Annotated in this window: 13 protein-coding genes; 1 reads left to right on the top strand and 12 read right to left on the bottom strand. The window is 61.1% G+C overall.

The annotated features are described in order from the left end of the window. The 7 genes from AC0L2Y_RS32375 to AC0L2Y_RS32345 all read right to left on the bottom strand — a co-directional run. Positions 1 to 440, bottom strand: a 440-nt coding sequence (locus tag AC0L2Y_RS32375; protein WP_473562040.1) for a FixH family protein, incomplete at its 3' end; no start/stop codon positions are given. Further along, positions 437 to 1,996 carry a cytochrome c oxidase accessory protein CcoG gene (gene ccoG / locus AC0L2Y_RS32370; RefSeq protein ID WP_473562039.1) on the bottom strand — a complete coding sequence of 520 codons (1,560 nt, stop codon included), beginning with the start codon at positions 1,994 to 1,996 and terminating at the stop codon, positions 437 to 439. The genes AC0L2Y_RS32375 and ccoG, both read right to left, overlap by 4 nt. Before the next feature lie 165 nt (positions 1,997 to 2,161). After that, entirely contained in the window at positions 2,162 to 3,025 is an 864-nt protein-coding gene (gene ccoP, locus AC0L2Y_RS32365; protein WP_473562038.1) for a cytochrome-c oxidase, cbb3-type subunit III, read from the bottom strand. 2 nt (positions 3,026 to 3,027) lie between these two features. After that, complete coding sequence (locus AC0L2Y_RS32360; protein WP_473562037.1) at positions 3,028 to 3,177, bottom strand: cbb3-type cytochrome c oxidase subunit 3; 150 nt, start codon at positions 3,175 to 3,177, stop codon at positions 3,028 to 3,030. A 13-nt stretch (positions 3,178 to 3,190) separates the two neighbouring features. After that, the gene (ccoO, locus tag AC0L2Y_RS32355) at positions 3,191 to 3,922 is read right to left on the bottom strand and encodes a cytochrome-c oxidase, cbb3-type subunit II (RefSeq protein WP_473562036.1); all 732 of its coding nucleotides are present in this window, start codon (positions 3,920 to 3,922) and stop codon (positions 3,191 to 3,193) included. After that, entirely contained in the window at positions 3,913 to 5,544 is a 1,632-nt protein-coding gene (gene ccoN, locus AC0L2Y_RS32350) for a cytochrome-c oxidase, cbb3-type subunit I (protein ID WP_473562035.1), read from the bottom strand. The genes ccoO and ccoN overlap by 10 nt, the downstream gene beginning before the upstream one ends. Before the next feature lie 586 nt (positions 5,545 to 6,130). Next, positions 6,131 to 6,880, bottom strand: a complete 750-nt coding sequence (locus tag AC0L2Y_RS32345) for a Crp/Fnr family transcriptional regulator (protein ID WP_473506997.1) — start codon at positions 6,878 to 6,880, stop codon at positions 6,131 to 6,133. Positions 6,881 to 7,038: 158 nt separating this feature from the next. Between AC0L2Y_RS32345 and hemN the strand changes: the two genes are divergently transcribed. Then, complete coding sequence (hemN, locus tag AC0L2Y_RS32340) at positions 7,039 to 8,388, top strand: oxygen-independent coproporphyrinogen III oxidase (protein WP_473562041.1); 1,350 nt, start codon at positions 7,039 to 7,041, stop codon at positions 8,386 to 8,388. Positions 8,389 to 8,788: 400 nt separating this feature from the next. Here the strand turns inward: hemN and AC0L2Y_RS32335 are convergent, their stop codons facing one another. The 5 genes from AC0L2Y_RS32335 to trbL are packed head-to-tail and all read right to left on the bottom strand — an operon-like array spanning position 8,789 to position 13,373. Continuing rightward, complete coding sequence (locus AC0L2Y_RS32335; RefSeq protein ID WP_473506994.1) at positions 8,789 to 9,061, bottom strand: DUF2274 domain-containing protein; 273 nt, start codon at positions 9,059 to 9,061, stop codon at positions 8,789 to 8,791. 12 nt (positions 9,062 to 9,073) lie between these two features. Further along, positions 9,074 to 10,288 carry a TraB/TrbI/VirB10 family type IV secretion system protein gene (locus tag AC0L2Y_RS32330; RefSeq protein WP_473562034.1) on the bottom strand — a complete coding sequence of 405 codons (1,215 nt, stop codon included), beginning with the start codon at positions 10,286 to 10,288 and terminating at the stop codon, positions 9,074 to 9,076. A gap of 12 nt (positions 10,289 to 10,300) precedes the next feature. After that, positions 10,301 to 11,329, bottom strand: coding sequence for a P-type conjugative transfer protein TrbG (gene trbG, locus AC0L2Y_RS32325; protein WP_473562033.1), 1,029 nt, complete (start codon positions 11,327 to 11,329; stop codon positions 10,301 to 10,303). Continuing rightward, positions 11,319 to 12,050 (bottom strand): conjugal transfer protein TrbF, encoded by a 732-nt coding sequence (trbF, locus tag AC0L2Y_RS32320; RefSeq protein ID WP_473562032.1) that lies wholly within the window; start codon positions 12,048 to 12,050, stop codon positions 11,319 to 11,321. Before trbF ends, trbG begins: the two co-directional genes overlap by 11 nt. Then, positions 12,051 to 13,373, bottom strand: coding sequence for a P-type conjugative transfer protein TrbL (trbL, locus tag AC0L2Y_RS32315; protein ID WP_473562031.1), 1,323 nt, complete (start codon positions 13,371 to 13,373; stop codon positions 12,051 to 12,053). It abuts the gene before it with no gap. Between the last annotated feature and the right edge of the window lie 19 nt (positions 13,374 to 13,392).

Below are 13,392 nucleotides of genomic sequence, written 5' to 3'. Positions count from 1 at the left end.
AGACCAGCATCGGCATCGACTTCGACGATCCAGACGCCATCTCTCGGCGTGTGCTGCGCCGCAAATTCCTGGCCTGTCGCAAAGGCCAGAGTGACGGATTTGTCCTCCGCCTCGTAAGCGGGGTGGCGAAACAGAACCTTCACAGAATGCAGGGGAATGGGCTTGCCGGCGGCATCACTGAGGCTGTAGCGGACCTCGCCCCATGCGATGGTGAGTTTGCCGGTCCAGCCGAGTGCGGCCTGCGCGCGCCCCTCCTCGGCCTTCTTGTTGAACTGCTGGCTCGCCACATAGGAGTTTTCAACGACAAGACCGGTCCAGCTCGTGCTGGCCAGCGTCGCCATGGTCACATTCACGCCAACAACCACGCCGAAAAAGCCGAGAATGGTAAGCAGCATATGCCTTCCGGTAAATTCGCGGGGCCTTCGCATATTGACGCTCATCTAAGGATCTCCGGTGCGTTGAACGTGGCCGTGTATTCATCGACTTCGAAACTTGCCTTGTCTTCGACCCGGAACTTGAATGTCTGCGCTTGCCCCTTGAGCTGTTCAGCCGGCTGGCGGACGAAAACCTTCAGCATCTTCAGCCGGTCTGGTTCGACGGCGATGGCAAATGAGCGATCTGCAGGCAGGTCGATCCCAACGACATTCATTTCGGCGCCTTGTAAGCCCTGCATGGTGACGACAACCGTTCTTGGCTCGGGGATCATGTTGAGCAGCTTGACGGTGTAACCATTGCGGATCGAGCCATCGGACAGCGTCACGAACTGCGGATTGCGGTCGTGCAGAACGCTGACCTCGAGCCGGTCGCGAGTCAGCAGCGAATAGAGCAGGGCAAGACCGATCGCAGACCACGCGCCCATGTAGACGAAGGTTCGCGGCCTGAAGATCTTGCGGAGATGGAAATGGGCCAACCTGTCGGAGAAAGCGCCGCCGTCGGTCCGCACAAGCGACGGGTTCACCGAGCAAGAACCGCCTGCGGTGGCTACCGCCATGTTGGCGTTGTAATCGGACAATGTCGCGTAGGAGATCAGTCCCCGCTCCTTGCCGAGCTTGTCCATGACGCCGTCGCAAGCGTCGATGCAGAGCGCGCACGTGATGCATTCAAGCTGCTGACCGTCGCGAATGTCGATCCCCATCGGGCAGACGGCGACACAGGCATTGCAATCGACGCAGTCTCCAACCGGCTGCCCCGCGGCAAGCACCTTCTTGGCGTGGCGCGAACGCGGCTCGCCGCGCCAATCATTGTACGTTACGGTGAGCGAATTCTCGTCGAGCATGGCCGCCTGGATGCGCGGCCATGGGCACATATAGGTGCAGACCTGCTCGCGCATCAGTCCGCCGAACGTGTAGGTGGTCGCCGTCAGCACCACGATGGTGATGTAGGCGATGGGCGCTGCGGTCCCAGTGAAGACCTCTCGAATTAAAGTTGGCGCATCGGCGAAATAGAAAATCCAGGCACCCCCCGTTGCCGCGCCTATGACCAGCCAGATAGCGTGTTTGGATACACGCAGCACAAGCTTGCGCGCGGCCCAGGGGCCGGCATCGAGTTTCATGCGCGCGTTGCGGTCGCCCTCGATCGCGCGCTCGACAACCAGAAACAGGTCGACCCATACGGTCTGTGGGCAGGTATAGCCGCACCAGGCCCGGCCGACCGTGGAAGTGACCAGGAAAAGGCCAATGCCGGCCATGACCAGCAGGCCGGCAACATAGTAGAATTCCTGCGGCCAAATCTCGACGAAAAAGAAGTAAAAGCGGCGATTGGCGAGATCGATCAGCACAGCCTGGTCCGGGGCAAACGGCCCCCGATCCCAACGCAGCCAAGGCGTCAGGTAGTAGATCGCCAGCGTGATCGCCATCACCAGCCATTTGAAGCGACGAAAGCTGCCCGAGATTCGCTTGGGGAACACCTTCTTGCGTGGGGCATAAAGCGGCTCGCGGGTGTTGGGGGAGTCGGTCGCTTCTGCTTCGGGCGGTTCTGTCTGCGTTTTGTCACGCACGTAGCATCTCCAGTTCCGCAGCCGATGTCAGGCCGCCCGTCGAACAGCCTCGCGTAGCCGGTCCGTGCCACGTTGGTGCAGGTCGTAGCCGGAATGGTGTCGAGGCCCGGCTCGCGCCGGGCCTCGTCGCTTGGCAGGGGGAGGGCCGAGAATAGGCTTCCGTTCCTATTCTCCGCCGCCAAGCGAATGGACATAGACCGCAAGTTCCTTAACCTTGACCTCGCCGAGACGCCCAGCCCAGGCCGGCATGACGCCTTGCTTTGGCGCGCGAACCTGCGCGGCAATAGCCGACTCGCCCGCCCCATAGAGCCAGATCGCGTCGGTCAGGTCGGGTGCGCCAAGCTCCGTGTTTCCCTTTGCCTTATCACCATGACAGGCGGCACAATTCTCGGCGAAAACATTGGCGCCGGGTATGACCAATGCTTGATCGCCAACAGCGCCGGATAGACTCGAGACATAAGCGCTGACCTGGCTAATCTGCTCGGGCGTAATGATGTCACCGAAGGCCGGCATTTCCGACAGGCGCGTGTCGGGGTCGGAGGCAAAGCGGATGCCGTGCGCGATTGTCTGCTGGATCTGCTCGGCACTTCCGCCCCACAGCCAGTCGTCATCATTCAGGTTGGGAAAGCCCTTCGAACCCTGGGCGCCGGAGCCATGACACTGAACGCAATTGACCTTGAACGCGGCGCCACCGGCCGCGATAGCGAATCCGCGCAACACATCGTCGGCGGCAATCTCGGAGACGGTCTTCGCCTGAAGGGCGGCAACATACTTGCCCTTGGCGACCTCGGCCGCTGCCAGCTCATTCTTGACATCGTTGCGGCTGGAATAGGCGAGCACGCCTCGGGTGGCGGAGCTCAGCATAGGCCATGCGGGATAAGCGATGGTGTAGGCGATCGCCCAGACGACGGTGACGTAGAAGGTGATCACCCACCAGCGCGGAAGCGGATTGTTGAGCTCCTTGATCCCGTCCCATTCATGGCCGGTGGTCGAGACGCCGGAGACTTCGTCAATGTGCTCACCGCTCATGATCAGTCGTCCTTGAGAGGGATTCGAGCAGCTTCGTCGGCTCGCGTCCTGCTGCCGGGACGGAGCGCAAAGGTGATGCATCCGACGAAGAACAGCGCCATGGCGAGCAGGCCCCAAGTGTCGGCAAACGCCCGCATGAAGTTGTAGGTCATCACCATTCTCTCCTTAGCGGTAACCGGCGGCTTCGTCATAGTTTTTGAAATCGACCAGAGTGCCGAGCATCTGGAGGTAAGCGACCAGGGCATCCATCTCGGTGACCTGCTGCGGATTGCCATCGAAGTCACCGAGCTTGGCCTTCGGATACCGCGCTTCAAGACCGGATGTGTCGACGTTGGGATCGGCCTGCGCCATGAGATCGGCATTCGCGCTCGCGATCATTTCGTCGGAGTAAGGCACGCCCACACGGCTGTTCGCGATCAGGTGCGTAGAGAAGTCCTTCACCTCGATCCGCGCTTCCTTCAGGAACGCGTAGCTCGGCATGATCGATTCCGGCACCACAGAGCGCGGGTCGGTAAGATGCTGAACGTGCCATCCATTCGAATAGCGGTCGCCCACCCGCGCGAGGTCCGGTCCGGTGCGCTTCGATCCCCACTGGAACGGGTGGTCATACATTGACTCGGCCGCCAGGCTGTAGTGCCCATAGCGCTCGACTTCGTCGCGGAACGGCCTGATCATCTGGCTATGGCAGAGGTAGCAGCCCTCGCGCACATAGATGTTGCGGCCGGCGAGCTCGAGCGGCGAATAGGGCCGCATGCCTTCGACTTTCTCGATCGTATTGTCGAGATAGAAGAGCGGCGCGATCTCGACTATGCCGCCGACCGTCACCACCAGAAGGGAGCCGACGAGAAGAAGCGTGGCGTTCTTCTCGATGGCGGCGTGTTTGTCCATCAAACCCATTTTCTGGCTCCCGATCGCGCAGGTCGGACAGCGGCGATTGACCGCGGCATCGGTTGCTCCTCGCGCTGGTAACCGAGGATCGTCATCGCGATGTTCCACGCCATGATCAGCATTCCGGCGAGATACATCGCGCCGCCCAGAGCGCGCATGACATAGTAGGGATGCATGGCTGCGACGGTCTCGGCGAATGAGAAGACCAGAAAGCCCTGCTCGTCGTATTCGCGCCACATCAGGCCCTGCATGACGCCGGAGACCCACATCACCGCAGCGTAGACGACGATCCCAAGCGTCGCCAGCCAGAAGTGCCAGTTGACGAGCCGCAGCGAATAAAGCCGGTCGCGGTTCCACAATTTCGGGACCATGAAATAGATCGCGCCGAACGAGATCATGCCAACCCATCCGAGCGCGCCCGAATGGACGTGACCGATGGTCCAGTCGGTGTAGTGCGAGAGCGAGTTGACGGCCTTGATTGACATCATCGGGCCTTCGAACGTCGACATCCCGTAGAAGGCGATGGCCATGACCATCATGCGGATGATCGGGTCGGTGCGCAGCTTGTCCCAGGCGCCCGAGAGCGTCATCAGGCCGTTTATCATGCCGCCCCACGAAGGCATCCAGAGCATGATCGAGAACACCATACCGAGCGTCTGGGCCCAGTCCGGCAGAGCGGTGTAGTGGAGGTGGTGCGGACCGGCCCAGATGTAGAGAAAGATCAAAGCCCAGAAGTGGATGATCGACAGCCTGTAGGAATAGACAGGTCGGTTGGCCTGCTTGGGCACGAAATAATACATCATGCCGAGGAAGCCGGCGGTGAGGAAGAAGCCGACCGCGTTGTGGCCGTACCACCACTGCGTCAAGGCATCCTGGACGCCGGAGAAAGCTGAATAGCTCTTTGAACCCACGAACGAGACGGGCATCGATAGGTTATTGATCACATGCAGCATCGCGATCGTCACGATGAAGGACAGATAGAACCAGTTGGCGACGTAGATGTGCGGTTCCCTGCGCTTCAGGATGGTGCCGAGGAACAGGACGAGGTAGGCGACCCACACAATGGTCAGCCACAGGTCCACATACCATTCGGGCTCGGCGTATTCGCGGCTTTCGGTGATGCCGAGCAGGTAGCCGGTTGCCGCCATGACGATGAACAGCTGATAGCCCCAGAACACGAACCAGGCGAGATCGCCGCCGAACAGTCTGGCACGACAGGTGCGCTGCACGACATAAAGCGACGTGCAAAGCAGCGCATTGCCGCCGAAGGCAAAAACCACGCCGGAAGTATGCAAAGGCCGTAAGCGGCCGAAGTTGAACCAGGGCTCGATGTTAAGATCCGGGTAGGCAAGCTGCAGCGCGATGACCACGCCGACCAGCATGCCTACGACGCCCCAAAACACTGTCGCGACGGCCCCGTAACGGATTGGACCGTCCATAAAAGCGGCGGGGTCTATCGGAACTGCCGGCTTGAACTCCGTATTGCGCAACAGGATCGCGGTGAAACCAGCTACGGCGAAGAACAACACCCACATATGCTGGCGGAAAGCTACATCTATGCCGAAACCGGCAGCCAGCAGGGCCGCAAAAGCAACCAGGCTTAGAAGGACGATCTCTGTGCCGAATTTCATCGCAAATCCCGATCTCGAATCCGGCGGACGCCAAATCCGCCGTGCATCAATTGCGCGGCCGCCGCCTGCTCGCCCTGATCCATGTCAGGGTCGCCCGGTTTTGTTTCGGGCAGCACCGAGTTCGGCGCAATCAGATGGTGGCGAAGGAGGAGGGAACGCAGCGCGGCCCTACCCGCTGATGGATAAGTGGGGTGGGCTCGGAGCCGGGTGGGTGACACAATGAGGCCTGCCCATTCGAAAAAGCGGGGGCTCTGCGACGCGCTGAAAAGTATTGCCGATGCCTTGCTAAACGTCGCTCGTTTCGAATGGCCCGGGATGGGTAACGCCCGTTGCGCTGCTTCGTGACGTTCACAGGTTCGAGGAAGGGCAATCTTGCCAGCCCATGCGTGTCGGCCACCCCGAGGATCAATGCTTCGCCGGCGAGCTGTCCGAAACACTTTTGGCGATTGGTCAGGTGATCCGATAGCGAGCGCGGAAGCTGGTCGGGTTCATACTACCGCGGCCTTTCGAAGCCTTATGGCGACACATTCGAACTGGCGTGTGCTTCCACAAAGGAGTTGGCGACGCAGACCCCGGCCGCACTGGGTTATTCAAACTGCCGCGCCCTTCGGCCACCGCAACGCTGCTCCAGCCGGCTCATGCTGTCCACCATCACGTGGCGTCTGTTCTCGATCCGGATCACGCCGTCAGCCCGCAATCGCGTCAGTTGGCGGGTCACGGTCTCGTTCGTAAGTCCAAGGAAATCAGAGATGTCGGAACGAGTCAGCGGCAGATCGAACGACGCTGACCTGGCGGCCGGGTCAACACTGGAGTCGATATTCCGGGCGATCATGAGGAGAAAACTTGGCACCTTTTCCGATGCCGTCTTGCGCCCCAGCGTCACCATCCATTCGCGTGCTGCGTCGAGTTCGTCCAGAGTCTGCCTGAGCAGGCGATTCTCGAGTTCCGGTGATTCCTTCATCATCCGTTCCACGGCTGCCTTCGGAAACGAGCACAGCGTGACAGCTGTTGCCGCTTCCGCATTGATCTCGCTTTCGACCTTGAAGGGTCGTCCCAGAAAATCCGGTGCAAACCGGAGAGCTACGATCTGCTGGCGCCCGTCCGAAAGTCTCTTTGTGAGCTTCACCACGCCCGAAAGCACATTCGAATAGCTGTCGACGGCCTCGGCGTCGCCGATCAGTTCGACTCCTGGCTCAATCTTGTGCCTCGACGAAGTCCTAGCGAGCCCAACCAAACGATCTGGATCGAGCGCACCGCAGACACCACGACGCCTTGCCTCGCAAGAGAGGCAAAGAACGGGAACGCCGGAACTGTGAATGTCTTGCCGTAATGCCATGCGCTCGCTCTACCCCTCTCCCAAGCGCCGACAGGGTACCAATCCAGGGTAGAAAAATCCTTGCGGCAGTTTGTCCGAGTTGCTGATTGACCGAAATCAGGGCTTTGGCTCGCCAACAAGCCCAGAGTTCCAGTGATCCAAAGATGGTGGAACAGGACATGCAGTCCGAATTAGCTGCCCGGGTGGGCGAGAACGTCCCGCGCTATACCAGCTATCCTACCGCGCCCCATTTTCACGCGGGCGTCGATGCCGCCGTTTGTCGTGGCTGGCTGCAGGCCCTCGAAAGTGGCGGCGGGATCTCGCTCTATCTGCACATCCCCTATTGCGATAGACTCTGCTGGTTCTGTGCGTGTCATACCAAGCAGACGCGCCACTATGTGCCGGTAACGGCTTATCTGCGCTCGCTATGTGCGGAGATCGCGACGGTTGCGGGTCTCGTCAGCGGCAAGGGGCATGTCCGCGCAGTCCATTTCGGCGGCGGTTCGCCCACCATGCTGAAGCCCGAGGACATGGTGGCTCTTGGTGCGTTTGTGCGGGACAGGTTCGACTTTGTCCCGGACACGAAAATCAGCGTCGAAATCGATCCCAACGACATGGACGAGGCGCGCCTCGATGCACTGGCCGAAATCGGCATAACCAGGGCAAGCCTTGGTGTGCAGGATTTTGACCCGAAGGTGCAGAAGGCGATCAACCGCGAGCAGAGCTTCCTGCAGACCAAGACAGTTGTCGACGGAGTTCGTTCACGCGGCGTCGGTTCCGTCAATCTGGACCTGCTCTACGGCTTGCCGCACCAGACCAGCGACAGCGTCTGTTCCACTGTAGCGCAGGCGCTGACCCTGGAACCAGACAGGATGGCGCTGTTCGGCTACGCGCATGTGCCCTGGTTCAAGAAGCACCAGACGATGATCGACGAAGCGTGGCTGCCTGGCCCCGCGGAGCGGTTGGCCCAATCGCAACTCGCTGCGCGAGCGATTGTGGACAAGGGATATGAAGCGATAGGGCTCGATCATTTCGCCAAGCCAAGCGATGCGTTGGCGCAAGCAGCCCGTACAGGGACCTTGCATCGCAATTTCCAGGGCTACACCGAGGATCGCTGCGAGACACTGATCGGGCTTGGCCCTTCATCCATCAGCCGTTTTCGCCAAGGCTATGTGCAGAACATGCCGGCGACCGCGGAGTACAGTCGGATGGTTGCAGGGCGCGGACTGGCCGCGGTGCGCGGCATCGCGTTTTCCGATGATGACTGCGTCCGCGGCTGGATCATCGAGCGGCTGATGTGTGATTTCGCCTTCTCGGCGGTCGATCTGGTGGAACGCTTCGGCAAAGCCGGCCAGAACCTCCTGCTTCGGTCGAGTGCCATGGCTCTCCACGATCCCGTTCGATTGCTTGAACTGGATGGCGAGCGTTTCGTCGTGCCGGCTGAAAGTCGCCCCTTCGTCCGAAGCATCGCGGCCAGTTTCGACAAATACTTCCAAAGCGGAAAGGCCAGGCACTCGGTCGCAGTTTGAACCGGAGGGTGCCGGTGGCGGTTTTTGCCGATGGCGAACCGACTACAGCGACGTTTGACTACGCATCGGCGACCGTTAATTAAGACGGATTGGAACCACGTGGAAGTCGTTCGCCATCGGCGAGATATAGTCCGCCTTGCTGAACTACGAGATGTCTCTCTCGTTGGGGAAACGCATGACAAGGCACGCAGCCAATACCCAATCGGAGACAGGCGACCCCTGAGCTGATGTCTGGCATCTACGTGCTGCCGAAGATGACATCGATGCAGTGTCCCGAGTCGTTAATCCGAATCCCCGGTACCATAACCGGGTGCCTGGCCTTCGGCACGACCACTAGACTGATGGACACCCGGCGATTGGGCGACGCGCAATAGTGGACTTGACCAACTCTCTGCCTCGGCTACTCGGAATCTGAGCCTTCCAGACGCCGCGACTTCTCCGGCATGCTGGCCGTCGGCAAACCTTCTTTTCTGGCCCTAGCAAATGCTCGATCGCCTTCCAGAAACCCCGCCAGCATGAAAGGGATGAGTTCCGCCACCGTTTCAGACTCGCCATAGGTCTGACGATAGAGCGCAGCATACTCCTTGAGTGCTTGGCTCAACTCCGCGCTGACGGTGATGGTGATTTTCGAAGGTGTTCGGTCTGGAAGCTTTCCAAGTTTCAAGTTGGCCATAATCCCTCCCGCTCAACTCGCGTATGGCCGCAGCAAGAGGTCCTTATGCACCATGACGCGCAGTGGCCAACCTGGGCGGATTGTGATGGTGGGCTGAACATTCAGGTTCTTCTCGGTGATGCGCTGGCCGGCTTGGCTGACGTTCTGCTGGACCGATTTTCGGATCGCCTTGACCAAGTCGCTCTCGTTTTCACCCAGGCTCAACTCCGTGCCGACGCCCAACAATGTGGCAAGCGCCACTCCCTTGATCAGCTGCCAGGTGTGGAAGTCAACGTTGTCCTCCAGTCCTGCGTAGCCGGCCGTGTCAGTCGCTGGCAGATTGTCGATTTCAATCGACGAGCCATCGGGCAGCAGAATTCGCTGCCAGACCAACAGCGCCCGTCTTTGCCCGAAGGCAACAACGCTGTCGTAGACGCCGATGAGACGTGAGCCTTGCGGAATGAGCAAGGTGCTGCCCGTGATTGTGTCGTGCACATTCTCGGTGACCTGCGCAACGACGAGGCCGGGCAAGTCGGAATTGACGCCGGTGATCAGGCTTGCCGCGATCACGCTGCCGGCCATTAGCTGATAGGGCGAGGCCGGCGTCTGCAGCGCGTGCGGATTGTATATCCCGCTTGTGTGACGTTGGCTGACAAAATCGAGCTTGCGCTGTTGGTTGTTCTGGTCGCCCTCGTCTGGCGCAACGGAAGCCGACCCGCGTGTCGCTCCGGGTTGCGGAAGCGCCTCAAACGGATCCTGCGCACTCTGCCCGCCGCCGGCGACATCTGTCTCTCTGGGTCGATTGTCGATCCGGAACAAGACTTGCGACTCGCGCGCCGCGATCGCCTGCTGAGCAAGGCGCTGCTCCTCGGCGGATGCCTCCTGCCCCGGCGCGATCCCGAGCTGACGCTGCCGCTCAAGAATGGGGCGGCCGAGATCTCCCGGCAGCGGTGGTCCAAGCACAGGCGCCTTCGGTTTCATTCCGGAATAGTCTTTGGGAAGCGCGTCGAGTCCCTCGGCGGTTGGTTTGTGCTCGGTGTGGTAGAGGTCTTTCGCCTGCTCTTTGAAGCGCCAAGCCGGTCCCTGGAGCGCCATCATGGTGACGCCGAATATGGCACCGGATCCGACTGCGGCGATAGCGACGATCACGCCGCGCCTGAACCGCACAGCGGGGCGGGGCGAGGCCCGCAGCTGCAGCTGTTCGGGATCGAGTTTCGGCGGAGCATCGGAGCGGGAAGCATCAGTCATGAGCCCCTCCCCTCAACGGCTTGAGCGTGCAAAAAGTGGTATACGCCGCGGTGATTGGCGGCCGTCGGTCCTTGTGATGCGCACCACCTGCTGCGGCTTAGCGCCCAGCCGCAGTTCTGCCGCGGCAAAGAGCCGATCGACAATGTAATAGTTGCCGCGCATGCGGTAGTTGACGAGCTGGCTCCCCCCGTCAGAACCCACGATGAATAGCGGCGGCGCTTCGCCCTGATCTATGCGGCGCGGAAATTCGATGTAGACTTTGCTGCCGTCGTCGAAGGCACGCGCCGGTCTCCACGGCGGCGTGTCACCACTGATTGAATAGCGAAAACGAATGTTCTCGAGGGCCACATTCGAAGCGACCGGCATAGCAGCCTCGGCCTGAACGTTACGCTGGCGCAGCGCGATGATCTGGTCTTCGCTGTACGTCCAGGAGATCGCCGCCATGGCGGTCTTCTGGGTGCTTTGAAGCTGCAGGTGATATGTCCGCCGTTCCGTGGTGATCACCAGATTTGTGCTTAGCCCGGGCGCAAAGGGTTTTACCAGCACGTGGGTGCGTTGGTTGTCACCGGTGCCGCTGACGGTGTCGCCGATGACCCAGCGAACCGTGTCGCCGGCCGACACGGCTGTTAGCTTCTCGCCCGGCTGCAGGGCAATATCGGTGACACGCTCCGGCGCGGCATAGAGCTGATAGAGCGCGCCATCTGTGAAGGGATAGACCTGAACCGCATTGACATAGCCATACTTGGTGGGTTGCTGCGTTGCCGCCTGGTTGGCATCGGTGACGCGTTCTTCGGGAGAGCGTTTGTCGTCGACAATCTTGCCGGGGTCAGGCTGCAACTGGCCTGGCAGCGGCAGGGGCTTTGGTACCTCGACGATCTTGACCGGCTTCTCCGGCGGTTTCTCAACCGCAGCCGGTTTGAAGTCGTTAGCGTCATAGGAAATCTGAGACGGCGGCATCGGCTTCGACGCGCAGGCGGAGAGGACGACTGCTGACGCGGACAGGATCAATGCTGCAAGGAACGGTGGCGCTCTATTTGTCATCGGCGGGCTCCTTCGGGGAAACGGGTGTCGGCGCGACGCTGTCGAGTTCGCGCGACCAGTCGATTGCGTTGATGAAGACGCCGAGCGGGTTGTTGCGCAGCTGGTCCGTATTGCTTGGCGGGCGGATCACGATGGTGAGGATCGCAGTCCAGCGCGTCGTGCTGGCGAGACTACCGCGCTCAAAAACCTGCTCGGTCCATTTGACCTGGAACGAGCTGTCGGAAGCCCTGACCACGCTGGTCACCTGCACCGACACGCTGCGCATGCCGATCTGACCGAAGGGATCTTTCGCCTTGGCATACTCATTGAGGAAGCGTGCGGCGCGGTCGGTGGCAAAATCGTAAGCTGCCAGCCAGTTCTGGCGCACCAGCACCGGATCGGTGGAAACGGAACGGATATTCTGGATGAAACGGCCAAGATGCCACGCGATCTGCGCGTCGGTGGGCTCGTAGTCCCGGATTGCCGGCGCAACGGCACGCGCCTCGCCGAAGCGGTCGACCTCGACGACGTAGGGCACAACGCGACTTTGCATCGACTGCCAAACGAGGCCGCCGGAGAGCCCAGTCGCCAAGGCCAGACAGCCAAGAGCCATCAGCCGCCAGTTCCGGGCCTGCACCCGCGATGAGCCGATGCGCTCGTCCCAGAGCTGGGCTGCCTTCTGATACGGCGTGACCGGCTCGGGCGCCTTGCCGTAACGTTGAACGGGTCGCTTGAAGAGCATCTAGTCGTCCTTGTCGCTAAGAGAGGGATTGGCGCTGCCGCCCGGCCTGTCACCGTCACGGACGGCCTGGATGGCAGCGTGACGATGGGCACGCGCGGCCTGTTCGGAACGCAAGCGCCTTGCCCACGTCGGCGCGGCATCAGCGGGTGTACCAGCAGGGCTTCCGGTCATTGATGCGGTCGGCGTGCCGCCAGTCGCTATCCAGGCGGCTTCGCGCCCGGCATCGGCGCTGCGCCCTAAGGCTCCCGCTGCAGATCGTGTCGCTCGCATTGCAGCGCCGCCGACGGCACTGCCCACACCGCGCATTCCTGCAGCCACACCGGGCAGGCCGGCGTCAGGGGAGGTTGCTCGGCCCATTTGCCAGGCGGTGGAAGCAGCCGAGCCCATGGTCGTGCCGGCTCGGATTGCAGCCAGACCGCCGCCAGCTGCCATTCGCGCGCCGGCGAACCCTGCGCCTCCGGCAACGAGCGACGCGCCAGCAGCGGCTGCGGTGGTTCCAAGCGCGGCGCCCGCGCCAAGCTGCGGCGCGCCGGAAACAAGTCCGGAGGCGATCCCAGGTCCAAAGACGCCGAGCCCGAGCAGCGTCAGCGCTCCCAGCACCTGAGACATGGCGGCCGCCAAGTCCGGCTCCTTGCCATGCAGCGCGGAAGCGAACTCGCCGAACAGCGTGGAGCCGATGCCGACGATGATGGCGAGCACCATCACCTTTATGCCCGATGAGATGACATTGCCGAGCACGCGCTCGGCCAGAAACGCCGATCGGTTCCAGAGTGCGAAGGGCACCAGAACGAAGCCGGCGAGCGTGGTGAGCTTGAACTCGAGGATAGTGATGAAGAGCTGAATGGAAAGAATGAAGAAGGCGATAATGACCAGGAACCAGGCCATGAGCAGCACGAAGATGGTCAGCGCGTTGCCGAAGATTTCCGGAAAGCCGAGCAGCTGACTTGCCTGATCAAGCAGGGGCCACGCGCCTTCGAAACCGGTCGCGGCGATGCGGCCCGGGCGCAGGAGATTGTCTGCGGAGAGATTGCCGGAGGACGCGTTGATGCCGAGGCCGGCAAAGGACCGATAGATGATGTCGGCGAGGTTCTTGAAATTGTTCAGGATGAAGGCGAAGACGCCGACATAGAGCACCTTGCGGACAAGCCGGCCGAGAATGTTGGTTTCGTTGCCGAGCGCCCACGCCAGACCGGCCAGTGTAATGTCGATACCGATCAGAATGGTGGTGAGGAAGGCGACGTCGCCCGAAAGCAGACCGAACCCGCTGTCAACATAGCGGATGAAGGTCTCCATGAATCGATCGATGACCCCGAGGTCGTGCATGCCGCCGCCTTCCTCGTCG

The sequence above is a fragment of the Mesorhizobium sp. WSM4830 genome, from assembly GCF_055811495.1.
The sequence above is the reverse complement of the archived record's forward strand: the minus strand, read 5'-3'. Positions and strand labels throughout refer to the sequence as shown.

Excerpts from the sequence above, each read along its gene's own strand:
- ccoP (WP_473562038.1), bottom strand. The coding sequence starts at position 3,025 with ATGAGCGGTGAGCACATTGACGAAGTCTCCGGCGTCTCGACCACCGGC.
- AC0L2Y_RS32360 (WP_473562037.1), bottom strand. The coding sequence starts at position 3,177 with ATGACCTACAACTTCATGCGGGCGTTTGCCGACACTTGGGGCCTGCTC.
- ccoO (WP_473562036.1), bottom strand. The coding sequence starts at position 3,922 with ATGGGTTTGATGGACAAACACGCCGCCATCGAGAAGAACGCCACGCTT.
- ccoN (WP_473562035.1), bottom strand. The coding sequence starts at position 5,544 with ATGAAATTCGGCACAGAGATCGTCCTTCTAAGCCTGGTTGCTTTTGCG.
- AC0L2Y_RS32345 (WP_473506997.1), bottom strand. The coding sequence starts at position 6,880 with ATGGCATTACGGCAAGACATTCACAGTTCCGGCGTTCCCGTTCTTTGC.
- hemN (WP_473562041.1), top strand. The coding sequence starts at position 7,039 with ATGCAGTCCGAATTAGCTGCCCGGGTGGGCGAGAACGTCCCGCGCTAT.
- AC0L2Y_RS32335 (WP_473506994.1), bottom strand. The coding sequence starts at position 9,061 with ATGGCCAACTTGAAACTTGGAAAGCTTCCAGACCGAACACCTTCGAAA.
- AC0L2Y_RS32330 (WP_473562034.1), bottom strand. The coding sequence starts at position 10,288 with ATGACTGATGCTTCCCGCTCCGATGCTCCGCCGAAACTCGATCCCGAA.
- trbG (WP_473562033.1), bottom strand. The coding sequence starts at position 11,329 with ATGACAAATAGAGCGCCACCGTTCCTTGCAGCATTGATCCTGTCCGCG.
- trbF (WP_473562032.1), bottom strand. The coding sequence starts at position 12,050 with ATGCTCTTCAAGCGACCCGTTCAACGTTACGGCAAGGCGCCCGAGCCG.
- trbL (WP_473562031.1), bottom strand. The coding sequence starts at position 13,373 with ATGCACGACCTCGGGGTCATCGATCGATTCATGGAGACCTTCATCCGC.